This is a genomic window from Arthrobacter sp. NPDC080031, assembly GCF_040702485.1.
In the GTDB taxonomy this organism is placed as follows: Bacteria; Actinomycetota; Actinomycetes; order Actinomycetales; family Micrococcaceae; genus Arthrobacter.
The window spans coordinates 188,799-212,919 of record NZ_JBFBLA010000002.1 but is presented as its reverse complement, the minus strand read 5'-3'; the positions used below and the strand labels follow the sequence as shown (position 1 = coordinate 212,919).

Here is a 24,121-nt window from a genome sequence, read left to right as displayed (position 1 = left end):
AGGTTGAGCGAGTCGTGCGACGTCGCGATGCACGCGTTCAGGAGCCCGGCACCATTGGTGCCCCCGGCGCTGCACGCCACGGGGAAGCTCCCGGCACCCCCCGCCACATGAATGCTCCCAAGGGCCTCCCGCCCTGGCTCAAGATCACTGCCGTGACGGTGTCAATGCTGTTGGTCGCCGGTATCGCTTTCGCCGCCTACTGGGTCATCCGCTTGCAGTCGAACATCAGCACGGCACCGTTGTCGGCAGGCGCACCGAGGACGGAGGCCGCCGCGAACGATGCCACCGACCGCTTGCAGATCCTCATCCTCGGTTCCGACACCAGGGACGGGAAGAATTCGCAATACGGATCCACCCAGGACTCCGCCGGCTATGGCCAGTCGGATGTCATGATGGTGCTGGACATTTCAGCGGACAACAAGAGGGTGAGCCTCACCAGCATTCCCCGCGACCTCCTGGTGAATGTTCCGAAGTGCACTGATCCCAAAACCAATACCGTCTATCAAGCCCATTCCAACGTCATGATCAACTCGGCCATGGCGGAAGCCGGGATCGGTTGCGCCGTCGATACAGTGAACAAACTCATGGGACTGCAAATCGACCACTTCATGATGGCCGACTTCAACGCCGTCAAGGAGCTGTCCAACGCCGTAGGCGGAGTCGACGTTTGCGTGAGCGATGCCGTCTACGATCCCGACTCCGGGCTCCGGCTCCCCAAGGGAACATCGAAGGTCCAGGGGGAGCAGGCCTTGGCCTTCCTCCGGACCCGCCACGGTTTTGGCGACGGAAGCGACCTCGGCCGCATCCAGGCCCAGCAGGGTTTCCTTTCCGCATTGACCCGGAAGATCAAATCTGACGGCACGCTCGGCAATCCGCAGAGCCTGCTGTCCATCGCGGATGCCGTGACAAAGAACCTCACCGTGGACGAAGGCCTTGCGTCCGTCCAGTCGCTCCTGACGATCGGGAGCCGCCTCAAGGACGTTGACTTGTCCAAGGTTGCGTTCGTCTCCGTTCCCACCCAGCCCGCCGCCGTCGATCCCAACAGGCTCGAATTGGTCCAACCGCAGGCCTCCCAGCTGTTCGCCGCCATGCGCGCGAACCTGGACCTGACAAACCCGGGGGCCACGGCCACCCCATCGGCCAGTCCCTCGGCGGCCGCGCCTGGCGCCCCGTCCAGCAGCGCGGCGCCGGCACCGAGCGCTCCCGCTGTTCCCGCCTATGACAAGGCCCTTCAGCCAGTGACCGTTGCCGACGGAACAGGCGTCGCCTCCCGCGGCCAGGAGATCGCCGCCGCCCTGGTAGGCGGCGGATTCACGAAAGCCGCACACTTCCTTGCGGCCGCGGTGCCCAAGACCGTCGTCTATTACGGGGCCGGCTATGCCGACGTCGCGCCGGATGTCGCGAATCTCCTGGGGATCCCGGCCTCACAAGTCGATCCATCCAACGGTGTCGTCGGAGTCCAGGTCTACATCGGCAGTGACTTCGATTCAGGGACCAAGTACGGGGTTGCCTCCGTTCCGTCCGACGTCGTCAAGCAGACCGCAGGCGACGTGAAATGCCAGGCGGTCAACCCCGCACTCATCCCGAGGTAGCAGCACAGGAAAAGCCCTTGCTGGCTACCAGATACTGACGCGGTCCCCGGGCGAGAGCCACATGCCATCCCCGGCTTCCACCGCGAACGCCTCATGGAACGAGTCAAGGTTCTTGGCGATGGCATTGGTCCGGAACTCGTTGGGAGAGTGCGGGTCCGTGGCGACGCGCCGGATCGCTTCCTCAGGACGGATGACCTGGCGCCAGCCGGCAGCCCAGGACATGAAGAAGCGCTGCCGGCCGGTCAGGCCATCGAGAACGGGCGGCTCCGCACCGTCAAGGCTCAAGAGGTAAGCCTTGTAGGCGATGGTCAGGCCGCCCAGATCACCGATGTTTTCGCCGAGCGTGAGCTTCCCGTTGACCTTGTGGTCCGGAGCTGCATAGGGGGCAAGGGCGTCGAACTGGGCCACGAGCTTCGCCGCCAGTGCTTCGAAAGCCTTGCGGTCCTCCTCGCTCCACCAATTCCGCAGCGCTCCACTTCCGTCGAACTGTGAGCCTTGATCGTCGAAGCCATGGCCGATTTCATGGCCGATGATCGCGCCGATACCGCCGTAGTTGACCGCGTCGTCAGCCTCCGCTGTGAAGAAGGGCGGCTGCAGGATCGCAGCGGGGAAGACAATCTCGTTCAGCATCGGGTGGTAGTACGCGTTGACGGTCTGCGGCGTCATGAGCCACTTGTCGAGATCGACCGGCTTGCCGACCTCATCGAGGTGACGGTCGACGTCGGCGTTGTGCGCCCGCTCGACGTTGCCCAGAAGATCAGTCGGATCAATGTCGACGGCGGAATAGTCGATCCACTTGTCCGGGAAACCAATCTTCGGCCGGAAGGCCTCGAGCTTTTTCAGCGCTTCGGCCTTGGTGTCCTCGCCCATCCAGTCGAGCGCCGTGATGCTCTGGCGGTAAGCCTCGATCAGTCGGGCAACCAACGTCTGCATCCTGGCCTTGTAACCTTCGGGGAAGTGCCGCTCCACGTAGATCTGGCCTACCGCCTCGCCCAGGGCGGCTTCGACGACGGCGACTCCGCGCTTCCAGCGGTCCTTGTTCTGCGGAGTGCCACTCAGGGTGGTGCCGTAGAAATCGAAGTTTGCCTCCACGAATGCCGACGAAAGATAGGGGGCGGCGGCATTGAGCACACGCAGGGCAAGCCACTCCTGCCACGTGGCAAGGGACTCCGACTCGACGAGGGCGGACGCACCCGTGAAGAAATCGGGAGTACTCACCACCAGCTCGGTGAATTTGTCTCCCTCGATGCGGGCCGAATCGAACCACGAGTCAAGGTACGGGAACAGCTCACGGCCCTCTTCCGCGGTCTTGAGGTTGTAGGTCTTCTGGGGATCGCGGAGGGTGACGTTGTCCCAATGATGCGAGGCAAGGGCCTTTTCAAGGGCGACAACGCGCGCGGCGGCATTGTCGGCGTCGGGAATGCCTGCCAGGCCGAAGAGTTTGGCGACGTATTTCGCATAAGCGCTGACAATGCCTTCGAACTTCGCGTCCCGATAGTACGACTCGTCGGGAAGCCCCAGGCCGCCCTGACCGATGTACAACAGGACCCGGTCCGGGTTCCCGGCGTCGGGAGCAGGATAGATGGAGAAGAGTCCGGAAACATCCGAGCGGAACAGCCGCCCGGTCAGGGCAACCACGTCGGCTGGCGAAGCCGTGGCAAAGACCTCCGCGAGCCGGGCGCGGATGGGCTCCATGCCCTTGGCCTCGGCGGCCTCCTCGTCCATGAAGCTGTTGTAGAGCCCGCCTACTTTGCGTTCGATGCCGCTGGCGTCTTCGCCCTTTGCGGCAGCTTCCTCGATGATCGCTTTGACTGCCAGTTCAGCGCCATCCCGCAACGCGGTGAACGTTCCCTCAAGCGGCCGGTCGTCGGGGATGACCGTCGACTTCAGCCACGCCCCGTTGACGTGCTGGTAAAGGTCGTCCTGCGGCCTGACGCTTTCATCGATATTGGACAGTGTGATCCCCGACTGTGGCACAAGAACTCCTTCGGACGACGATCGGATCCGGCTCACCACCGTTCCCGCGTCTGCATAGTGGACGTTGCTTCTGGTATTGCATTGTCATCATACGCACCCGTGTTACTGTGAAATGGTGCGTGCAGGAATGCTTCTCCTTAGCTGCCGCGGCGGGGCCTCGTAAGCGATCATTCGCTAGGCCAACCCTCGCTGCGGAGTTAGCTATGCCCGGCCAATCTTCCATCAAAGATTAAGAGAAAAGGCCCCAAGACATGCGCAACGCACAAAAGCCCTCCGGAATGCCCATTCACCGGTACGTCCCTTTCCAGGACCAGATCAAGGTCGACCTGCCGGACCGCACCTGGCCGGACAAGGTCATCACCAAGGCTCCGCGCTGGTGCGCTGTGGACCTCCGTGACGGCAACCAAGCCCTGATCGACCCCATGAGCCCGGCCCGCAAGCTGAAAATGTTCCAGCTGCTGGTGAAGATGGGCTACAAGGAAATCGAGGTCGGCTTCCCGTCCGCCTCGCAGACCGACTTCGACTTCGTACGCCAGCTCATCGAAGGCGGCCACATTCCGGATGACGTCTCCATCCAGGTCCTGACCCAGGCGCGTGAACACCTGATCGAGCGCACGTATGAATCCCTCGTGGGCGCCAAGCAGGCGATCGTCCACCTGTACAACTCCACGTCGGTCCTGCAGCGCCGCGTCGTGTTCAACCAGGACGAGGACGGCATCCTGGACATCGCCCTGCAAGGTGCCCGCTTGTGCAAGAAGTACGAGGAAACCCTCACGGACACCCACATCACGTACGAGTACTCGCCGGAGTCCTTCACCGGAACCGAGCTTGAGTACGCAGCGCGTGTTTGCAACGCAATCGCCGACGTTTTCGAAGCCTCCGCTGACAAGCAGGTCATCATCAACCTGCCTGCGACGGTGGAAATGGCCACTCCCAATGTCTACGCGGACTCCATCGAATGGATGCACCGGAACCTGCATCCCCGTGACGGCATCATCATCTCCCTCCACCCGCACAACGATCGCGGCACCGGCGTAGCCGCCGCGGAATTGGGCTACCTGGCCGGCGCCGACCGCATCGAGGGCTGCTTGTTCGGCAACGGCGAGCGTACCGGCAATGTGGACCTGGTCACCCTGGGCCTGAACATGTTCGTTCAAGGCGTCGATCCGATGATCGACTTCTCGGACATCGACGAAGTCCGTCGGACCGTGGAGTACTGCAACCAGCTGCCCGTCCCCGAACGTTCCCCGTATGGCGGGGACCTGGTGTTCACGGCATTCTCCGGTTCGCACCAGGACGCCATCAAGAAGGGTTTCGAAGCCCTTGAAAGGGACGCTGCCGCTGCCGGCAAGGCCGTGGACGACTTCACGTGGCAGGTTCCGTATCTGCCGATCGATCCCAAGGACCTGGGCCGCAGCTACGAGGCAGTCATCCGCGTCAACTCGCAGTCCGGAAAGGGCGGTGTGGCGTACTTGCTCAAGAACGAACACAGCCTGGACCTGCCGCGCCGGGCACAAATCGAATTCTCCGGCGTCATCCAGCACCGCACCGACACCGTGGGCGGCGAAGTCAGCGGCGCCCAGTTGTGGGCAATGTTCCAGGACGAGTACCTGCCGGCCAGCACACCCGATGGCCAGTGGGGACGCTATTCGCTGGGTTCCATCCGCACCGAGACCGATGAGTCCGGCGAGCTCACCCTGCATGCAGCCCTTCGCGTTGACGGCTCGGTAGTCCAGCGAACCGGAACGGGCAACGGACCGATCGCGGCGATGCTGGACATCCTGCGACAAGACGGCGTGGACGTCCGCGTCCTGGACTACACGGAACACGCCCTTTCCGAAGGTGGCAGCGCCACCGCCGCCGCTTACGTGGAATGCGCCGTTGGCGAGCGGGTCCTCTGGGGTGTCGGTATCGATCCCAACACCAGCACCGCAGCGCTCAAGGCAGTCATCTCTGCCGTCAACCGCGCGATCAGGGCTGTCCGGGCATAGCCATTTGCCGTGCGGCGCCCGCAACACGGCGCCGCACGGCTTCACCGGACCCGATCAGGCCCGGTGTGGTGCGAAGATTAACTGTGGCCAATCCTTCGTCGTTTGCAGCGCGGTCCTATCGGGACGATGCCGTAGTGCTGCGCACCCATAAGCTGGGCGAAGCGGACCGCATCATCACTTTGCTGACAAAGCACCACGGACAAGTAAGGGCGGTTGCCAAGGGCGTACGTAGAACCAGCAGCCGGTTCGGGGCCCGCTTGGAGCCGTTCATGGTGGCTGACCTGCAACTCGTTGCCGGCCGGACCCTGGACATCGTCACGCAGGCTGTCGCCAAGGGAGCCTACGGGAGCTCGATCGCCGCAGATTACTCCCGGTATACCGTCGCTGCTGCCATGACGGAGACCGCAGAAAAGCTGACGGATGCCGACGCCGATTCGGGAACCGCCCAATACAACCTGCTTGTCGGGGCTCTTGCCGCGTTGAGCCGTTCCGACCACCCGCCGGAGCTCATTCTCGATTCCTACCTGCTCCGCGCCTTGGCGACAGGCGGTTGGGCGCCAAGTTTCACGGATTGCGCCCGCTGCGGGGCGAGCGGTCCGCACATGGCTTTTTCCGCTCCGTTGGGCGGAATGATCTGCCACGACTGCCGCCCGCCCGGTTCGCCGGCGCCGGCACCGGAAACCGTCATTCTGCTGGGCGCGCTGCTGACGGGGGACTGGACAACTGCGGATGTGTCCGAAACCTTGCATCGCCGGGAGGCCGCCGGATTGGTGGCAAGCTACCTGCAATGGCATCTTGAACGAGCATTGAAGTCCCTCAAACATGTGGAGCGAAGCTGAAAGTGGCACTGGGAAAAAAGAAGACGGCAACGGCGCGGACCACCCCGGTGAGGGCCCCCTACCACCACCCCTCAGGCGCCAAGCCGCCGGCCATCCCTGCCGAGCTGGTACCGCGGCACGTGGCCATCGTCATGGACGGCAACGGCCGCTGGGCGAACCAACGCGGCCTCCCGCGCATCGAAGGCCACAAGGCCGGAGAGCCGGCCTTGCTGGATGTGATGGCGGGTGCGATCGAACTTGGCATCAAGTACGTCAGTGTCTACGCTTTCTCCACCGAAAACTGGCGCCGTTCTCCTGAAGAAGTGCGCTTCCTCATGGGATTTAACAAGGATGTGCTACGCCGGCAGCGCAACCAGCTCGATGATTGGGGAGTGCGGATCCGCTGGGCAGGGCGGCGGCCCAAGCTCTGGGGTTCCGTCATCAAGGAACTGGAGGAAGCCGAGGACTACACGCGCGGCAACGACACGTGCACCTTGACCATGTGTGTTAACTACGGTGGCCGGGCCGAGATCGCCGATGCCGTGGCTGCGATTGCCCGGGATGTTGCCGACGGCCGTTTGAAGCCCGGCTCTGTCACCGAGAAGACCATCCAGAAGTACCTCGATGAACCGGACCTTCCGGATGTGGACCTGTTCCTGCGGAGCTCCGGCGAGCAGCGCCTTTCGAACTTCCTCTTGTGGCAATCGGCCTACGCGGAATTCGTCTTCATGGATACGCTATGGCCCGACGTCGACCGCAGGACCCTGTGGGACGCCGTCGAGATCTATGCCAAACGGGATCGGCGCTACGGAGGCGCGGTGGACGCTGCGGCGCCCCGCTGACCGCGGCACCAAGCGGGCACAAGCGTGCTGTGAAACCCCTCAGTCCGGATAGGAAGCCAACCAGATGGCCACGTCCCTGTAGGCCTGCTGCCGGACGGTGCGCCGTGACAGGAACACATCGTGGAGTGCACCCGGGTAGCGGAATACCGCCGTCCGGCGCCCGAGGCCCAGCGCCCGGCGGGCAGTCTGCTCGACGTCGATCACGGCGTCGACGCGCATGAGCTCCGCGGTCCACTCAGCCTGGATCCGGGTCCGGCCGGAAAGCAGCACGAGCACCGGAGCGTCGATATTTAGTTTGCGCTCGACGGCGGCGTGGCCCGCCAGGACTGCCTTTGTCCACCCTGCGCGGATCGGGAAGGAAGCCCGCGGCCTCCATTCCGGATCAAGGGTCCACTCGCCGTGGGCCAGGTTGCTCACGCTTTCCCAGTAAGCCGGCATCTCGGGGAAACGGAAAGGACGCTTGGGGTCGGTGCGCGCAAACGGCTCCACCACGTGCATGGCGATGCTGCGGATCAGGCTGCTGCCTTGGAGCTCCAACCATGGCGAATTCAACGTCAGCGTGGCAATCCGGCCGGGATTCCGGTGAGCCCACAACGCCGCGATCAGGCCGCCCAGCGAATGGGCCACGAGGTGGATGGTGGGTGCCTCCGCGCTGCCTGTCAGCTCGGCGATATCCCGCTGGATGGCTTGCAGGGCGGCGTCGAGGTCTTCGTCGTAGACCGACAGGTCCGTGGTGTAGCCGGGAGTCTGGCCCGGCCGCAGGCTCCGCCCGAACTTGCGCAGGTCAAGCGCATAGAAATGGAATCCGGAGGCGCCCAGGAACTCAGCCAACTCGGTCTGCATGAAGTAGTCGGCCCAGCCGTGGAGATACAACACCACCCGCGGTGGCCCCTGGGTGACGGGAACGTCGCTCCGGCGCCGACGTCGAGTGAATGCCGTCAGCGCATCCAGGAGGCCGTGGGGCGCCGAGGTTGCGGGCACCGGACGGACGTATCGGACGAGGGTGGCGCAGACCGGCCCCTCCTCATCCGGTGGAAGTTCGAGCTCCAAGGCCTCGAAACCACCGCCGAGAAAGTCCTGTTGCCAGACCGGCAACCCCAGTTCCGTAGTCATGGCGTTTCCCCCGGTTGTCCAAGCTCGTGGCCTGCCGGAGGTACCGTCCGTGGCCCATTGGCAATGTACCCGTGAATCCACCGCGCAAGCCTGTCGTAGGCATCGGCCCGCACCGGACCGGCCGACAGGAACACGTCGTGGAGGCCGCCGTCCACCCGTTCCAGGGTGACGGTCCGGCCGAGGGTCATGGCACGGACGGCCATGGTGTTGACGTCCAGGACGGCGTCCGAATGCCGCATTGACTCCTGCCAGACCATGCCGTTGGCGCTCGCCCCGGAAATCAAGACCAGGATCGGGATGTCTATCCTCAGCCCTCGGGCTACCCTCGTGTGGCCGCTGAGGACCGCACTGAGCCAACCGGCCCGCATGGGGAAAGCCAACGGCGGACGGTACTTGTCGTCGAGGAGCCATTCTCCCTCGGCCGAGCTGCTGATGCTCCGGTAATAGAACCCTCGTTCGGGCAAGCGCAGGATTGTCTTGGGCCGGAACCGCGCGAGCGGCTTCACCATGGTCTGGGCTGCGCGGCGGACCACGGAACTTCCGTGCATTTCAAGCCACGGGCTATTAAGGACGAGGTACTGGACCGAGCCGGGGTGGCTGCTCACCCACAAAGCTGCCACGAGCCCGCCTGTGGAATGCCCCATGAGCGTCAACGAGCCGGGCTTCCCGCCAAACTGCTCTCCCGAGCGGATCATGTCAATGGCTTGGCTGATTTCGGCGTCGTAGTCGTTCAGGTCCTCAACGTAACCGCCTGGCGTGTCCGCTTGCAGGCTGCGGCCATGGTTGTGCATGTCCAACGCATAGAACTGGAAACCTTGTCCCGTCCAGAACTCCGCGAGGGCGACATTGAAAAAGTAGTCGCTCCAACCGTGCAGGAATAGCACCGAACGGTTGGCCGGCAAAGCAGGATCACCGGGACTTCCGGCGCCCTGGCGCGGGACATGGCGGACCAGCGTTGCGCGCCGGACAACTCCATCAGGCCCGGTTGCCTCGAATGCGCAACTCTCAAAGTCCGCACCGAGAATATCGGTCTGCCACTCCATGGGAACAGCTTAGACACTCGCCGCGGCATCGCGCCCGGCTGCACGTCCGGAGAACAGGCACCCGCCAAGGAACGTCCCTTCCAACGCCCGGTAGCCATGGATTCCTCCTCCGCCGAAGCCGGCGGCCTCGCCCGCCGCGTACAAGCCCGGGACGGGAACTCCGGAATCGCCAAGGACGCGTGAACGAAGGTCTGTTTGGAGTCCGCCCAGGCTCTTGCGCGTCAGGACGGAGAGCCGGACAGCGACGAGGGGACCGTGTTCCGGGTCGGTGAGCCGATGCGGAGGGGCCACACGCATGATCTTGTCGGTGGCGAAACGCCGGGCCGCCCGGATCGCGGCGAGCTGCGGATCCTTGCCCAGCCCGCTCGCCACTTGCAGGTCCCGGTCGTTGATGAGTGAATCGAGCCGGGCTGGATCAATCAGCGCCGAGCCTGTCAACGAGTTCATTTTGGCGGCGAGCCCGGCGGCTGTTGCCGCCTGCAGGAAATCCACGCCACGGTCCAGGAAAAAGCGCAATGGAGTATCGCTGCCGGGATTGAGCCTGGAGGCAAGGAGCCTGATGTCCTTGCCGGTGAGGTCCGGGTTCTGTTCCGAACCTGAGAGGGCGAACTCCTTCAGCGCGATGGTGCGGTTGCACACGAACCACGAATGTCCGTGCCCGCCCGCCAGGATATGCCTGAGGGCGCCGAGCGAGTCGAAGCCTGGAAACAGCGGCGCAGGCAACTGCCGTCCCGTCGCGTCAATCCACAGCGACGACGGACCGGGAAGTATCCGGATGCCGTGCGAAGGCCATACGGGGGAGTGGTTGTGGATGCCTTCGGGGTAGTGCCACATGCGGTCGCCATTGATGAGCCTACCGCCGGCGGCTGCGGCGGCAGCGAGGAACTCGCCGTCGACGGAAGCGGGTACGCCGCTCAGCATCTGTTCCGGAGCGCTATTGTCCGGCCATTGCTTCCGCACCGTGGCGTGGTTCCCGCCGATCCCGCCGGTAGTCACGATGATCGCTCCCGCAGTCGCCGCAAAGTGCCCGACGACGGTCCTTGGCGACGCTTGGCCGCGTCCGGCTCCGGACGCCTCAAGGATCTCGCCGCCGACCCCGGTGGCGCGGCCCGCCGTCGTCGTAATCTCCGTGGCGCGATGCCGGAAGTGGAGGGATATCCTTCCGCGGGCCACGCCTTCGTTGACTTTTGCCAGGAACGGTTGCACGACGCCGGGTCCCGTGCCCCACGTGACGTGGAACCGCGGGACCGTGTTGCCATGGCCTTGGGGACCATAGCCGCCCCGCTCGGCCCACTGCACCAAGGGAAAGAGCCGCACGCCGAGGGAGCTCAGCCACCGGCGTTTCTCGCCGGCGGCAAAATCCACGTAGGCCTCCGCCCAGAGCCGCGCCCAGGAGTCTTCCGGCCGGTCAAACGCCGCGGACGCGAGCCAGTCGTCCAAGGCGAGCTCGGCACTGTCCTTGACGCCCAACCACCGCTGCTCCGGGGAGTTGACCAGGAACAAGCCGCCGAAGGACCAATGTGCCTGGCCGCCCACGGAGGCGGGCGGCTCCTGGTCCAGGACGGCAACCCGTTTGCCGTCGGCATAGGCTTGGGCGGCGGCGACCAGTCCCGACAGTCCCGCCCCGATGACGACAACGTCGGCTTCAATGTTTGCCTTGGAGTGAGCTCCCTCACGCGGATTGTGCGGCATTCGTACATGCTACCGTCCGGTAACCGCGCTGGTTTGGTGCGCGACCCGTAAACCGGAAAACTAGGACCATGCGCGTTTACCCCACATTCTTCAAGCTGGCCTTCTCCTGGATGGATGCCGAAAAAGCCCACAAGATCGGCTTCCAGGCGATCCGCTTTGCACACCGCTCAGGCGCAGGACGCGTTCTGGCCAAAATGACCGCTCCGCACCCCTCCCTGCGCACGGAGGCTTTCGGGCTGACGTTCCCGTCGCCGTTCGGCCTTGCGGCGGGCTTCGACAAAGAGGGCCACGGAATCGAGGCCCTCGCTGAGCTGGGCTTCGGCCATGTGGAAGTGGGTACGATCACCGGCCAGGCGCAGCCCGGCAATGAGAAGCCACGGCTTTTCCGCCTGGTCGAGGACAAGGCCGTGATCAACCGCATGGGCTTCAACAACGACGGCGCAGCGGCCGTGGCCCCGCGGCTCAAGGCTGCGCGGGCGGCCCTGCAGCGGACGCATTCGGGAGTCCGTCCCGTGATCGGAGTCAACATCGGCAAGACCAAGGTTGTTGAGCTCGACGACGCAGTCGAGGACTATTTGGTCAGCGCCCGCAGCCTGGCACCCGCCGCCGACTACCTGGTAGTCAATGTCAGCTCGCCCAACACTCCGGGACTGCGCCTGCTCCAGAACGTCGAAACCCTTCGCCCCCTCCTGCGCGCCGTTGGAGACGCCGCGGACGAATCCGCCGGCCGCCATGTGCCGCTGCTCGTCAAGATCGCACCGGACCTGAGCGACGAAGACATCGACGACGTCGCCCGCCTCGCCTTGGACCTCAAGCTCGACGGGATCATTGCCACCAACACCACCATCAGCCGGGAAGGCCTGGTTTCCGACCCGGGCAAAGTGGACGCGTGCGGCGCCGGCGGGCTCTCCGGTGCGCCGCTCAAGGAGCGTTCGCTGGAGGTACTGCGCCGGCTGAAGGCCGCCGTGGGGGAGGGCCTGGTGCTGATCGCGGTCGGCGGAGTGCAGTCCGCGGCCGACGTCCAGGAAAGGCTCGACGCCGGAGCAACCCTCGTGCAGGGCTACACGGCATTCCTCTACGAAGGTCCGTTCTGGGCTGCCGGGATCAACAGGGCCTTGGCCAAACGTCGCAGTTAAGCGTCGCCGCTAAGCAGGCAGACGAGCACCGGACCACCAAGTGCGGTCAAGCAAAAAGACCCTGGAACAGCGGTTCCAGGGTCTTTTTGCTTGGTCGGACTCTTGTCCTTGGCGATTGGGGACCTTAGGCGGGGTACTGGCCCCGCTGCACTTGCGGCTTCGGCAGGCGCAGGCGACGGAATTGCAGTGAACGCATGCTGCCGTACCAGACGGTGCCACGCTCGACGTCGCCGAACTTCTGCGCCAAGCCCTTGCGCAACTTGCGGGAAAGGATGAACACATCCGCGAACACCGCGAGGAACATGACCCAGAAGCCGATCAGGATATAGCTCAGGACGTCGCTTCCTGAAGGAATGATGAAGGAGATGACCACGAAAAGCAGGGCACCGAACATCAAGTACTCACCCAGGCTGAAACGCGCATCGACATAGTCGCGCGCAAAACGCTTCTGGGGTCCCTTGTCCCGCAGGGGAAGGTATTTTTCGTCCCCGGTGTCCAGGGCCTGGCGCATTTTCTGGCGCTGATCCTGCACGGCAATGCGCTCGGCTTCTTTCGAGGCCTTGCGGTCCGTCGGCACGAGGGGCCGCTTGCGGGCCGCTTCCTGTTCCTTGCGCTTGGGCGTGGGAGCGCCCTTGCCAGGGCCTTTCACGGCGGCATCGGCGGCAAGCTGGTCTACTTGGTCTTGAGCGCTCGGCTCATCCTTTTTACGTCCAAACACCACTACAGAATACCCCGCAGGAACCGCGCCAAAGTCGACGTGACGTGCCGCCGTGGGAATGCGCCCGCCACGCCGCCAGGTCCGGTTCCACGGCGCCACTCGCGGCGGTAGTGTTTTCGCCATGACTTCAATGAATGCGGAGATCCCGCAGACCTTTTCCGGCGGCTCCGGCACGATCAATGTTGATGCGCTCAAGTCCTCCATCGATGCTTCTTTCGACGAGACCATGGCCCGTTTAAAGGCCTTGGTCGCCATCCCGGGGATCGCCTGGCCCAGCTTTGACCCTGCGGAACTGGAGCGTAGCGCCGAGGCCGTCGCGGCGCTGGTCCGCCAGTCGGGCTTCGGCGACGTTCAAATCCTGCGCTGCGACAAGGCCGACGGGACACCGGGAGGCCCTGCCATTGTTGCGCGCCGCGTTGCCGCGCCGGGCAAAGCGACGATCCTGCTTTACGCGCACCACGACGTGCAACCGCCGGGCGACATGAGCTTGTGGGACACCGAGCCCTTTGTGGCCGAGGAACGCGATGGCCGCCTTTATGGCCGGGGCGCGGCCGACGACAAAGCCGGAATCATGGCCCATCTGGCTTCCTATGCGGCGGTAACCCAGGTATTGGGAGACGATTTCGGGCTTGGTGTCACGTTGTTCTTCGAAGGCGAAGAGGAAGCCGGTTCGCCCACGTTCCGCACTTTCCTCGAGACACACCGCGAACTCCTCGAAGCGGACGTCATCGTCGTTGCGGATTCAAGCAACTGGAAAGTCGGCGTTCCCGCGCTGACAACCAGTCTCCGCGGCTTGGTCGACGGCACCTTCGAAGTGCGGGTCCTGGATCACGCCGTGCACTCGGGCATGTTCGGTGGTCCCGTGCTGGATGCTCCGACCCTTTTGTCCCGCCTCATCGCCACCCTGCACGACGACGACGGCAACGTGGCCATCGAGGGCTTGGTCGCCAGGGACGGCGTAGTAGAGGACGTCGACGAGGAACAGTACCGCGCCGACGCCTCCGTGCTCGACGGCGTACGGCTCGCAGGCAGCGGCAGCATCGCGTCAAGGCTTTGGACAAAGCCCGCGCTCTCCATCATCGGCATCGACGCGCCCGCCGTCGACGTCGCATCCAACACGCTGCTCCCCGCCGCGCGGGCGAAGTTCAGCCTGCGCTTGGCTCCCGGGCAAGATCCCGATGCCGCCATGGACGCCGTGGGAAGGCATCTGGAGGCGCATGCGCCCTTCGGAGCAAAGGTGACATTCGTGCCGGGGGAGCGGGGCAACGCCTTCTCCACCGATACTTCATCGGCTGCGGCACGGATCGCGATGTGGGCGCTGGGTGAGGCCTGGGGTGTGCCCGCCGTCGAAATGGGGATCGGTGGATCCATACCGTTCATCGCGGACCTGACGGAAACCTATCCCGATGTCCAGATCCTGGTGACCGGCGTCGAAGACCCGGACTCACGAGCCCACAGCGCCAACGAATCCCTTCACATCGGCGATTTCCGCAATGCTGTGCTGGCTGAGGCACTGATGCTCGCCCGTTTGAACATGGAAGGCCTCTGAGCCGCCGCCTGGAAGGGTCCGGGAACAAGGCAAGGGTCCGGCCGGTTACGTTAGGAGTTATAGCTATGCGCCGGCTCGACGTAGCATGTAGCTATAGCCCGCACGTATTTGGGTAAGGGCAGGCAGCGCGAAGGCGCAGCCGCCAAGAGCGTCATAAGAAGGTAGGCCAATGAGCACTGCAACCAACGAAAACAGCACCGGAGCGCAGCTCGCGGGCGGCGAGCTTCCTGAGCACGAGGTCATGTTGACCGATGTCGCCGCAGGCAAAGTCCGGAGCCTTCTTGAACAAGAAGGGCGCACCGACTTGCGGCTCCGCGTCGCTGTTCAGCCGGGCGGCTGCTCGGGCCTGATCTACCAGCTCTATTTCGACGAGCGTCTGCTCGACGGCGATGCCGTCCGCGACTACGACGGCGTCGAAGTGGTTGTCGACAAGATGAGCGTGCCTTACTTGAGCGGTGCCAGCATCGACTTCGAGGACACCATCTCGAAGCAGGGCTTCACCATCGACAACCCCAACGCCGGCGGGTCTTGCGCCTGCGGCGATTCGTTCCACTAGCCCGGGCATTCGCAGACTGTTGGCCCAGTTCAGCAACGGGTTGAACCCCGGCCGACGCACTGGGCCAGCATGTCGGCGAAAACCGCTCGGTAGCGGTAAGCTCTACATCGGGTAGTAAAACTTTAGTGTGCCCGGTGGGCTTCCGGCCGGCCGGGCTGCAGCAACAAGAGGAAGGGCCGTCTGTGAGTTCGCAGAACCGAACCGGCAGCCGACGCATAAAGATCACTTCGATCACTGGCTTGGCACTAGCCGGCGCGTTGGTTTTGACCGGATGTTCACCAGAGGTAGGAAAAGGCTGGTTGCCCACGGAACGTGGCACCACCAGCAACACCGATCGGATCATGGACCTCTGGGTCAACTCATGGATCGCCGCCCTCGCCGTCGGCATTATTACTTGGGGCCTGCTGGTCTGGTGCATCATCGCCTACCGCCGCCGCAAGGGCACCACGGGTTTCCCGAAGCAGCTTAGCTACAACCTCCCTCTGGAGGTCTTTTATTTGACCATTCCGCTGTTCATGGTGCTGGTGTTCTTCTACTTCACCGATCAGGACCAGCGTGCAATCGATGACCGATCCCAGCCGGCCGACGTCACGATTGACGTCCGCGGCAAGCAGTGGGCATGGGACTTCAACTACGTGAAGGGCTCGGTCGTCACTGAAGACCTTCACGAAGCCGGCGTCCAGGCGCACCTCACAGGCAACGCGATCGACTTGAATCAGTTGCCGACTCTGTACCTTCCGGTCAACAAGTCGGTTGACCTTGAGCTGAACTCACGCGACGTTATCCACTCTTTCTGGGTTCCGGCCTTCCTGCAGAAGCGCGACGTGATTCCCGGCAAGACCAACTACATCAGGTTGACCCCCACCAAGGAGGGCACCTATGACGGCAAGTGCGCCGAACTCTGCGGTGAATACCACTCTGAGATGCTGTTCCGCGTGAAGGTCGTTTCCGAAGCCGAGTTCCAGGCTCACATGGACCAGCTTCGCCAGAGCGGCAACACCGGTCTTCTCGATTCGAAGTACGACCGCAACCCGAACCTGAACGCAAAGAATTAAGGGAAGCGACGTGGCTACTTACACCCAATCCGCCGGAGTCCTTGACGCTCCGGTAGTACCGAAGTCCAAGGGACGCATCGTCGTCAACTGGATCACCTCCACCGACCACAAGACCATCGGGTACATGTACCTGATCGCGTCCTTTGTGTTCTTCTGCCTGGGCGGCGTTATGGCGCTGCTGATGCGTGCGGAACTGTTCGAGCCCGGCATGCAGATCCTGCAGACCAAGGAACAGTACAACCAGCTCTTCACGATGCACGGCACCGTGATGCTGCTGATGTTTGCAACGCCGCTTTTCGCCGGCTTCGCGAACGTCATCATGCCGCTTCAGATCGGTGCCCCCGACGTTGCCTTCCCGCGGCTGAACGCGCTGGCATTCTGGTTCTTCCTCTTTGGCTCCACCATCGCGGTGTCCGGCTTCATCACCCCGCAGGGTGCTGCCTCCTTCGGGTGGTTCGCGTATGCTCCCTTGTCGGACACGACGTTCACCCCCGGCGTGGGTGGAGACCTGTGGGTCTTCGGCCTGGCATTGTCTGGTTTCGGAACCATCCTCGGTGCCGTGAACTTCATTACCACCATCATCTGCATGCGCGCTCCCGGCATGACGATGTGGCGCATGCCGATCTTCACCTGGAACACCCTCGTGACGGCAATCCTGGTTCTCATGGCCTTCCCGCCGCTCGCCGCCGCGCTCTTCGCGCTCGGTGCTGACCGCCGCTTCGGAGCCCACATCTTCGACCCGGAGAACGGCGGAGCTGTCTTGTGGCAGCACCTGTTCTGGTTCTTCGGCCACCCCGAGGTTTACATCATTGCGCTGCCGTTCTTTGGCATCGTGTCCGAGATCTTCCCGGTATTCAGCCGCAAACCGATCTTCGGCTACAAGGGCCTGGTCTACGCGACCATCGCCATTGCCGCCCTCTCGGTTACCGTTTGGGCGCACCACATGTACGTCACCGGATCGGTGCTGCTGCCGTTCTTCTCCTTCATGACGATGCTGATCGCGGTACCCACCGGCGTGAAGTTCTTCAACTGGATCGGCACCCTGTGGCAGGGCTCGATCACCTTCGAGACGCCCATGCTCTGGAGCATCGGCTTCCTGGTCACCTTCCTCTTCGGCGGCCTGACGGGCATTATCCTGGCTTCCCCGCCGCTTGACTTCCACGTATCGGACTCCTACTTCGTCGTGGCGCACTTCCATTACGTGGTCTTCGGCACCGTGGTGTTCGCAATGTTCGCAGGCTTCTACTTCTGGTGGCCCAAGTGGACAGGCAAGATGCTCAACGAGCGGCTCGGCAAGATCCACTTCTGGCTCCTGTTCCTGGGCTTCCACGGCACCTTCCTCATCCAGCACTGGCTTGGCGTCGAGGGCATGCCCCGGCGTTACGCCGACTACCTGCCGCAGGACGGCTTCACCTGGATGAACCAGTTCTCGACCATTTCATCCTTCGTGCTCGGCGCCTCGCTCCTGCCGTTCTTCTGGAATGTCTACATCACCTGGCGCAGCAACAAGAAGGTCGAAGTAGACGACCCCTGGGGCTTCGGCGCTTCGCTGGAGTGGGCCACATCGTGCCCGCCGCCGCGGCACAACTTCACCTCCTTGCCCCGCATTCGTTCCGAACGTCCTGCTTTGGACCTCCACCACCCGGAACTCGCCCAGCACCACACTGCCGAGAGCCCTACGCCGGCAGCAAAGGTACTCGGCAACGCTGACCAGAAGGACGCGAAATGAAAATCGAATCATGGATTTTTGGAGCCGGTAGTTTTTTCTTCGTGCCGGTGGCACTGGTCTATGGTTTTCTGAACCACTGGTCTGAGTGGGTCGGAACCCTCGGCATCCTCCTGGTCGGTGGCCTGGCCGGCATGATCGGCGGCTACCTCGGTTTCACGGGCAAGCGCGTCGGCATGCGTCCGGAGGACCGTCCGGACGCCGAGATCCACGAGGGCGCCGGCGAGCAGGGACATTTCAGCCCCTGGAGCTGGTGGCCGCTGGTGCTCGGCCTGTCGTGTGCCGCTGGGTTCCTTGGCTTGGCTGTAGGTTTCTGGATCACGTTCGTCGCTGCCGGTCTTGCGGTCGTAGCCTTGGTCGGTTGGGTGTTCGAATACAGCCGCGGAGACCACGCGCACTAGAAGTACTTGAACGACGACGGCGGGCCCCACCATTGGTGGGGCCCGCCGTCGTCGTATCCGGGTTGTACGTCGTTGACACACCCCGGGGTGAGTCAACAGGCCGCTTGCCCGTTCACGGGCCTTCTACGGCCTCCAGGACGGCCGAAAGCGCGGCCAAGGCATCATCGACCTCGTCAGGCGTGCGGCCGGCTTCTAGCGCTTCTCCGGAGACCGACAGCACCACCTCGCACCCGTGGCCGAAATCCTCGGTCATGACCTCGAGCAAAGACCGGGCATCCACCGCTTGCTGGCCAGGCTTGCGGATCGTCACCGGAAGGCCCGTGGCCGTCACGGCCCGCACGAAAACGGCAGCAGCCCGTGCATGGAGGCCGATCTCTGCGGCGACGATGGCTTTGTGCTCGGGCAAACCGGCTCCTTTGACTCTGACGGCCTGAATGCCGACTGCGATTTTGATCCCTACAAGCGTAGCGCCGCCACGCGACCGCACTGTTCGCAGTGCCCAACTGGTCTAGACCTGCCGGTGGATTGGCCTACGCTTATTTCATGAAAGATTTCGTGGCCGGAGACCGTCGTGCCCGCTGAAGCAGCACGTATCGCGGGGGAGATAGACCGCAAGAGCGGAACTCCTATCTACGTTCAACTGCGCGAGATCTTGCGCAGCTATATCTCCGAGTCCTGTAAGCCCGGTGCGGCGCTGCCTTCGGAACGGGACCTCTCCGAACGGTTCGGGCTTGCCAGGATGACGGTCCGGCAGGCCATTGATGCCCTCGTCGGCGAGGAAGTCATTGAACGCGTGGTTGGACTGGGAACTTTTGTCCGCAAACCGAAGCTGGACCTTCAGGTGAAGCTCACCTCGTACAGCGAAGAGATGCAACGCCGCGGCATGGTTCCGGCAGCCAAGGTCCTGAGCTTTGAACAAATCGCGGCCAGTGCCTTCCTGGCGAGGGAACTCCAACTGGAGGAAGGGACGCCGTTGGTCCGCTTCAGGCGGCTCCTCCTCGCTGACAACGAGCCCATGAGCGTGGACGAAAACTTCATCCCTGCGCATCGCGTGCCAGGACTCCTGGACGATGCGCCTCCCACTTCCCTGTACAACGTCCTGAGCGAGAAGTACGGACTGGTGATGGAGTGGGGAGAGGACATGATCGAAGCAACGGCAGCTTCGCCATCAACGGCGCGGCTCTTGAACGTCGACGTCGGTACGCCGTTGCTCAAGATCCAGCGCCACGCTTTCGTTGCCCGCGCGATGGTTGACTACTCCGTGTCGTACTACCGTGCCGACCGGTACAAGTTGTGGGTCCCGTTGCAGCGTCCGGGCGTCCGGTCCACCCGAAGCCAATCCACGGGCTACCGCACCCACTAGTTCAAAGCCGGCGAACCGCCCGCTTGAAAGCCCGAAGAAACGAGAGAAGGCCCTGTCCATAATGGACAGGGCCTTCTCTGTGCTAGCTGCGGGAACTAGTGGCTAAGGCTCTTGTGCTCTTCGACGGACTCGATGGCCTCATGGTGGCCGTGTCCGTGCGCAGCTTCAAGCTCGGCCGGTGTTGCCGGAGCAACACGGTCTTCGAAGAACCACCTGGAGAGCGCCGCGCGGCGCTTCTCCTTCGGGGTGACGACGCCGTGTTCGTTCGGCTCAGCCGGCAACGGTGAAGGCGACTCGAAGCCCACAAGCCTGTACTGCTTGTAGTCGTCCAGGGGCGCGTGTACCTCGATGAACTCGCCATGCGGCAGGCGCACGATACGACCCGTCTCGCGGCCATGCAGGGCGATTTCGCGGTCCTTGCGCTGCAGCGCAAGGGCTACGCGCTTCGTCACCATGAATGCAAGGATCGGGCCGATGAAGAACAGCGTGCGCAGCCAGTACGTAACGTCGTTCAGGGCAACGTGGAAGTGCGTTGCGATGAGGTCCGAACCGGCAGCGGCCCACATGACGCAGTACCAGGTGAAGCCTGCTACGCCAATGGCAGTACGGGTAGGAGCGTTGCGGGGACGGTCCAGGACGTGGTGCTCACGGTTGTCCTTGGTGATCCAGCGTTCGATCCACGGGTACATGAACAGCACCGTGAAAATGATGCCGGCGGGAACCAATGCGGGCAGCAGCACATTCAGCGTCAGCACATGGCCGAAAATGATGTACTCGAAGTGGAAGTCGTTGACCACGCCGGGCATGAGCCGCAGGGCGCCATCGACGAAGCCGATGTACCAGTCAGGTTGGGTACCTGCCGACACGGGGGAGGGGTCGTACGGCCCGTAGTTCCAGATCGGGTTGATAGTGAACATCGCAGCCATGAGGGCAACGACACCGAAGACGATGAAGAAGAAGCCGCCGGCCTTTGCAGCGTAAACCGGTCCCAGGGGGTAACCGACGACGTTGCCGTCATTGCGACCCGGGCCGGGGTACTGCGTGTGCTTGTGCACAACCACCATGAAGAGGTGGATGACGATCATCAGCAGAATCATCGCCGGAACGAGCAGGATGTGCAGCACGTACAAACGGCCGATGATGGCTGTTCCCGGAAACTCGCCTCCGAAGAGGAAGAACGAGATGTACGTTCCGATCACGGGGATGGACTTGATGACACCGTCGATGATTCGCAGGCCGTTACCGGAGAGCAGGTCATCGGGAAGCGAATATCCCGTGAAGCCTTCGGCCATGGCCAGGATGAGCAGGACGCCGCCCACTACCCAGTTCATTTCACGCGGCTTGCGGAAAGCACCCGTGAAGAAAACGCGCAGCATGTGCACACCAAGCGATGCCACGAACAGCAACGCCGCCCAGTGGTGGACCTGGCGGAAGAACAAGCCGCCGCGGATGTCGAAGGAAATGTTCAGCGACGAGTTGTACGCGACGGACATTTCGACATTGGTCAGCGGCGTGTATGAACCCGCATAGTGGGTCTCAGCCATGGACGGGTCAAAGAAGAACGTCAGGAAGGTACCCGACATGAGGAGAATGACGAAGGAATACAGCGCCACCTCACCGAACATGAACGACCAGTGGTCGGGAAAGACCTTCCGGCCGAATTCACGCAGGATTCCGGATCCGCCGACGCGCTCGTCAACGAAGTCCGTGATCCGGCCAACCTTGGTTTTGGGTGCGAAGGGGACTTCAGCTGTTGATGAGGCGCTCATGCTCGTCACGCTCCCAGTAACTCGGTCCTACAGGTTCTTTGAAATCGCTCGTCGCTACGAGGTAGCCCTCAGCGTCTACCGCGATGGGCAGCTGGGGGAGCGGGCGGCTGGCGGGGCCGAAGATAACCTTGCATTCCTTGGTGAGGTCGAAGGTTGACTGGTGGCACGGGCACAGCAGGTGGTGCGTTTGCTGCTCATAAAGGGCAACGGGGCAACCGACGTGGGTGCAGATCTTGGAGTAGGCAACGATTCCGTTGTAGCTCCAGGTTTCGCGGCCCTTGGAAATCGTCAAGTCATCCGGGTTGAGGCGCATGAGCAAAACGACGGCCTTGGCCTTCGCGTTGAGCTTGCCCTCCTGGAGTTCGTTGAGGCCTTCCGGGATGACGTGGAAGGCAGAACCGATGGTCACGTCCGATGCCTTGATCGGAGTTCCGTCGGGGTCACGGGTGAGGCGCTTGAGCTTGCCGTCCTGGGGAGCCCACATGGTGTGTGCGAGCGTGGTGTCCGGGCGGGGACCAAGGTCACCGAATACTGCCAATGCCGGGAGGGGTGCCAGTGCCACAGCGCCCAAAAGGGTGTTGCGGATCAGCGGGCGGCGCTTGATGCCGGTTTCCTCGACGATGTCCTCGACGATTCGCACGGCTGCCTGCCGGTCTTCCTCGGTGCGGATGGCGTGGCGCTCTTCCGAGACCTCGTGGTCCGGCATGAGCGCCTTGGCCCAGTGCACGATGCCCGTGCCGATGCCGAGCATTGCAAATGCGGTGCCAAGGCCGAGCAACAGGTTCTGGGTGCGGATCGTTGCGATCGTGGAGTCGTGCCCCAGATCGATGGCAAAGTACGACACCAGGAAGATCACCGTGCCGATGACGGAGATGCCAAACAGTATGGCCACCTGCCGCTCGGCTCGCTTGGCGGCTCTCGGGTCCGTGTCAGCCAGGCGCAAACGGTGCGGAGGAAGCCCAGGATCCTGGAACTTCTCCACAACATTCTGACCAGCCGTAGCTACGGTGCCCGAGTGGTTCGGACTGCCGTCACTATGGTTGCCCATAATTCGCCTCATCCTTCTCTCGTTGTCCCGGCCGTAACCGGGTTGATGTTCAATTCAAAACTGCTGCGGGGACAGCAGAAGTTTTTGTAGTGCGCTGGCCTAGGACGTGCGCGACGTCAGCCAGATGGTGAAGCCGATGATGACGCCGAGGCCTGCAACCCAGACGAAGAGACCTTCGGATACAGGACCCAGGCCTCCGAGGTCGGCGCCGCCGGGCGAGCCGTTGGCTTCGATCTTCTTCAGGAAGGTGATGATGTCGCGCTTGCCCTCAGGAGAGATATTGGCGTCGTTGAAGACGGGCATGTTCTGCGGACCAGTCACCATGGCTTCATAGATGTGCTGGCTCGACACGCCGGCAAGTGCCGGAGCGAACTTTCCACGGGTCAAGGCACCGCCGGCAGCTGCGGCGTTGTGGCACATCGCGCAGTTCACGCGGAAGAGTTCGCCACCCTTGGCGGCATCTCCGTTTGCGTCGAGCAACGATGCGTCGGGAATGGCCGGGCCGGCGCCGAGAGATGCGACGTAGGCCGCCAGCTGCCGGGTCTGCTGGTCGTTGAACTGCCTCGGCTTTTCCTGGGCCTGGGGTCCGTTCATCTGCATGGGCATACGGCCGGTGCCAACCTGGAAGTCAACTGCAGCAGCACCCACGCCGACCAGCGAGGGGGCGTCCTTGGTTCCGCTGGCGCCCATGCCGTGGCACGTGGCGCAGTTGGCGGCAAAGAGCTTGCCGCCCTCTTGGACATCGCTGGCGCTGTAGCTAGTGGTATCTGCCTTCGCCTGGTTGACCGTTGTGGCAACGGCGTAGAGCCCACCAGTGACGAGGAGTCCCATCAGCAGCAGCGCAATGGCTGCCAGTGGATGACGTCGCTTCTGCGAGAGTGCCTTCACGTGGTGGTTCCTTTATTCGATCCTGCGTCGGCTCCGTGAGCCGCTTCTTTAAAATTCATCCTCTTGTGCAAGAAGAGTCGGTGCCGGCTACTTCAGTACGTAGATGACCAGGAAGAGGCCAATCCACACAACATCCACGAAGTGCCAATAGTACGAGGTGACGATTGCCGAGGTCGCTTCAAAGTGCCCGAACTTCTTGGCGGCGTATGCGCGGCCAATGATGAACAGGAAGGCGATGAGGCCGCCGATGACGTGGAGACCGTGGAAGCCGGTTGTGATGTAGAACGAGGAACCGTAGGCGTTGGCCGAGAGCGTAACGTGTTCGGACACAAGCATCGCGTATTCCGTGGTCTGGCCGGCAACGAAGAAGGAGCCCATGATGAAGGTCAGGATGAACCATTCGTTCATGCCCCAGCGGGTGAACTGAAGCACACCACCTCGACGGCGCGGCTCAAGTCGCTCGGCAGCGAAGACGCCCATCTGGCAAGTGAAGGAGCTCGACACGAGGACGATCGTGTTTACAAGCGCAAACGGGAAGTTGAGCTTGCCGGTTTCTTCCGCCCACAGCGCGCCTGACGTGGAGCGCAGCGTGAAGTACATGGCGAAGAGACCGGCGAAGAACATCAACTCACTGGAAAGCCACACAACGGTTCCAACGGAAACCAAATTGGGGCGATTCAGCGTCGGGTGCGCCGGGGTACTGGGGGCATGGGTCGCAGATGTCACAAGGACATTATGTCTGTAAAAGTCCGGACTTCCCAATGCGAACCGCCATTTGGGGAGACTTTTTCTACAAAGACGCGAATTCGCGCGGAAAAGTTCCCGGCGTCCTTAGCATTGGTCA

Annotated in this window: 21 protein-coding genes; 11 read left to right on the top strand and 10 right to left on the bottom strand. The window is 63.0% G+C overall.

Features of this window, described 5'->3' with window-relative positions; translation table 11 throughout:
• Positions 1-14: 14 nt before the first annotated feature.
• Positions 15-1,592, top strand: coding sequence for an LCP family protein (locus AB0323_RS02820; RefSeq protein ID WP_366176026.1), 1,578 nt, complete (start codon positions 15-17; stop codon positions 1,590-1,592).
• Between the two features lie 24 nt (positions 1,593-1,616).
• Here the strand turns inward: AB0323_RS02820 and AB0323_RS02815 are convergent, their stop codons facing one another.
• Positions 1,617-3,569 (bottom strand): M13-type metalloendopeptidase, encoded by a 1,953-nt coding sequence (locus AB0323_RS02815; RefSeq protein WP_366176025.1) that lies wholly within the window; start codon positions 3,567-3,569, stop codon positions 1,617-1,619.
• A 251-nt stretch (positions 3,570-3,820) separates the two neighbouring features.
• Here AB0323_RS02815 and leuA point away from each other — a divergent pair, with 251 nt between their 5' ends.
• The 3 genes from leuA to AB0323_RS02800 all read left to right on the top strand — a co-directional run bounded on the left by leuA (position 3,821) and on the right by AB0323_RS02800 (position 7,220).
• Positions 3,821-5,560 (top strand): 2-isopropylmalate synthase, encoded by a 1,740-nt coding sequence (gene leuA / locus AB0323_RS02810; protein ID WP_366176024.1) that lies wholly within the window; start codon positions 3,821-3,823, stop codon positions 5,558-5,560.
• Between the two features lie 83 nt (positions 5,561-5,643).
• On the top strand, positions 5,644-6,399 hold the full coding sequence (gene recO, locus AB0323_RS02805; RefSeq protein ID WP_364534736.1) for a DNA repair protein RecO: 756 nt from the start codon (positions 5,644-5,646) through the stop codon (positions 6,397-6,399).
• A 2-nt stretch (positions 6,400-6,401) separates the two neighbouring features.
• The gene (locus AB0323_RS02800) at positions 6,402-7,220 is read left to right on the top strand and encodes an isoprenyl transferase (RefSeq protein ID WP_366176023.1); all 819 of its coding nucleotides are present in this window, start codon (positions 6,402-6,404) and stop codon (positions 7,218-7,220) included.
• Between the two features lie 39 nt (positions 7,221-7,259).
• Here AB0323_RS02800 and AB0323_RS02795 read toward each other — a convergent pair whose 3' ends face one another.
• From AB0323_RS02795 to AB0323_RS02785, 3 genes are read right to left on the bottom strand one after another with little or no spacing between them, the layout of a single operon-like run.
• On the bottom strand, positions 7,260-8,333 hold the full coding sequence (locus AB0323_RS02795; protein WP_366176022.1) for an alpha/beta hydrolase: 1,074 nt from the start codon (positions 8,331-8,333) through the stop codon (positions 7,260-7,262).
• Entirely contained in the window at positions 8,330-9,376 is a 1,047-nt protein-coding gene (locus AB0323_RS02790) for an alpha/beta hydrolase (RefSeq protein ID WP_366176021.1), read from the bottom strand. The genes AB0323_RS02795 and AB0323_RS02790 overlap by 4 nt, the downstream gene beginning before the upstream one ends.
• Before the next feature lie 9 nt (positions 9,377-9,385).
• Positions 9,386-11,068, bottom strand: coding sequence for an FAD-binding dehydrogenase (locus tag AB0323_RS02785; protein ID WP_366176020.1), 1,683 nt, complete (start codon positions 11,066-11,068; stop codon positions 9,386-9,388).
• A 68-nt stretch (positions 11,069-11,136) separates the two neighbouring features.
• On the opposite strand from AB0323_RS02785, the gene AB0323_RS02780 reads away from it, so the two are divergent.
• Complete coding sequence (locus tag AB0323_RS02780) at positions 11,137-12,204, top strand: quinone-dependent dihydroorotate dehydrogenase (protein ID WP_366176019.1); 1,068 nt, start codon at positions 11,137-11,139, stop codon at positions 12,202-12,204.
• Between the two features lie 124 nt (positions 12,205-12,328).
• Here AB0323_RS02780 and AB0323_RS02775 read toward each other — a convergent pair whose 3' ends face one another.
• Positions 12,329-12,922, bottom strand: a complete 594-nt coding sequence (locus AB0323_RS02775) for a DUF3043 domain-containing protein (protein WP_366176018.1) — start codon at positions 12,920-12,922, stop codon at positions 12,329-12,331.
• 121 nt (positions 12,923-13,043) lie between these two features.
• Here AB0323_RS02775 and AB0323_RS02770 point away from each other — a divergent pair, with 121 nt between their 5' ends.
• From AB0323_RS02770 to AB0323_RS02750, 5 genes are all read left to right on the top strand, one after another.
• Positions 13,044-14,471, top strand: a complete 1,428-nt coding sequence (locus AB0323_RS02770; protein WP_366176017.1) for a dipeptidase — start codon at positions 13,044-13,046, stop codon at positions 14,469-14,471.
• A gap of 169 nt (positions 14,472-14,640) precedes the next feature.
• Positions 14,641-15,027: an iron-sulfur cluster assembly accessory protein gene (locus tag AB0323_RS02765; protein WP_234758451.1), complete on the top strand. Its 387-nt coding sequence runs from the start codon at positions 14,641-14,643 to the stop codon at positions 15,025-15,027.
• Between the two features lie 182 nt (positions 15,028-15,209).
• The gene (gene coxB / locus AB0323_RS02760; protein ID WP_366176016.1) at positions 15,210-16,082 is read left to right on the top strand and encodes a cytochrome c oxidase subunit II; all 873 of its coding nucleotides are present in this window, start codon (positions 15,210-15,212) and stop codon (positions 16,080-16,082) included.
• A 10-nt stretch (positions 16,083-16,092) separates the two neighbouring features.
• On the top strand, positions 16,093-17,811 hold the full coding sequence (gene ctaD, locus AB0323_RS02755) for a cytochrome c oxidase subunit I (RefSeq protein ID WP_366176015.1): 1,719 nt from the start codon (positions 16,093-16,095) through the stop codon (positions 17,809-17,811).
• Positions 17,808-18,209 carry a cytochrome c oxidase subunit 4 gene (locus tag AB0323_RS02750; protein ID WP_364534703.1) on the top strand — a complete coding sequence of 134 codons (402 nt, stop codon included), beginning with the start codon at positions 17,808-17,810 and terminating at the stop codon, positions 18,207-18,209. The genes ctaD and AB0323_RS02750 overlap by 4 nt, the downstream gene beginning before the upstream one ends.
• Positions 18,210-18,321: 112 nt before the next feature.
• Here the strand turns inward: AB0323_RS02750 and AB0323_RS02745 are convergent, their stop codons facing one another.
• On the bottom strand, positions 18,322-18,615 hold the full coding sequence (locus tag AB0323_RS02745; protein WP_366176014.1) for an HPr family phosphocarrier protein: 294 nt from the start codon (positions 18,613-18,615) through the stop codon (positions 18,322-18,324).
• A 165-nt stretch (positions 18,616-18,780) separates the two neighbouring features.
• Here AB0323_RS02745 and AB0323_RS02740 point away from each other — a divergent pair, with 165 nt between their 5' ends.
• Positions 18,781-19,572, top strand: a complete 792-nt coding sequence (locus AB0323_RS02740) for a GntR family transcriptional regulator (RefSeq protein WP_284982897.1) — start codon at positions 18,781-18,783, stop codon at positions 19,570-19,572.
• Positions 19,573-19,667: 95 nt separating this feature from the next.
• Here AB0323_RS02740 and AB0323_RS02735 read toward each other — a convergent pair whose 3' ends face one another.
• The 4 genes from AB0323_RS02735 to AB0323_RS02720 form a co-directional block, all read right to left on the bottom strand.
• The gene (locus tag AB0323_RS02735) at positions 19,668-21,341 is read right to left on the bottom strand and encodes a cytochrome bc complex cytochrome b subunit (RefSeq protein WP_366176013.1); all 1,674 of its coding nucleotides are present in this window, start codon (positions 21,339-21,341) and stop codon (positions 19,668-19,670) included.
• Entirely contained in the window at positions 21,319-22,389 is a 1,071-nt protein-coding gene (locus AB0323_RS02730; RefSeq protein WP_364534694.1) for a Rieske 2Fe-2S domain-containing protein, read from the bottom strand. The genes AB0323_RS02735 and AB0323_RS02730 overlap by 23 nt, the downstream gene beginning before the upstream one ends.
• A gap of 99 nt (positions 22,390-22,488) precedes the next feature.
• The gene (locus tag AB0323_RS02725; protein WP_366176012.1) at positions 22,489-23,277 is read right to left on the bottom strand and encodes a c-type cytochrome; all 789 of its coding nucleotides are present in this window, start codon (positions 23,275-23,277) and stop codon (positions 22,489-22,491) included.
• An 87-nt stretch (positions 23,278-23,364) separates the two neighbouring features.
• Entirely contained in the window at positions 23,365-24,003 is a 639-nt protein-coding gene (locus tag AB0323_RS02720) for a heme-copper oxidase subunit III (RefSeq protein ID WP_084784675.1), read from the bottom strand.
• Positions 24,004-24,121: the final 118 nt, after the last annotated feature.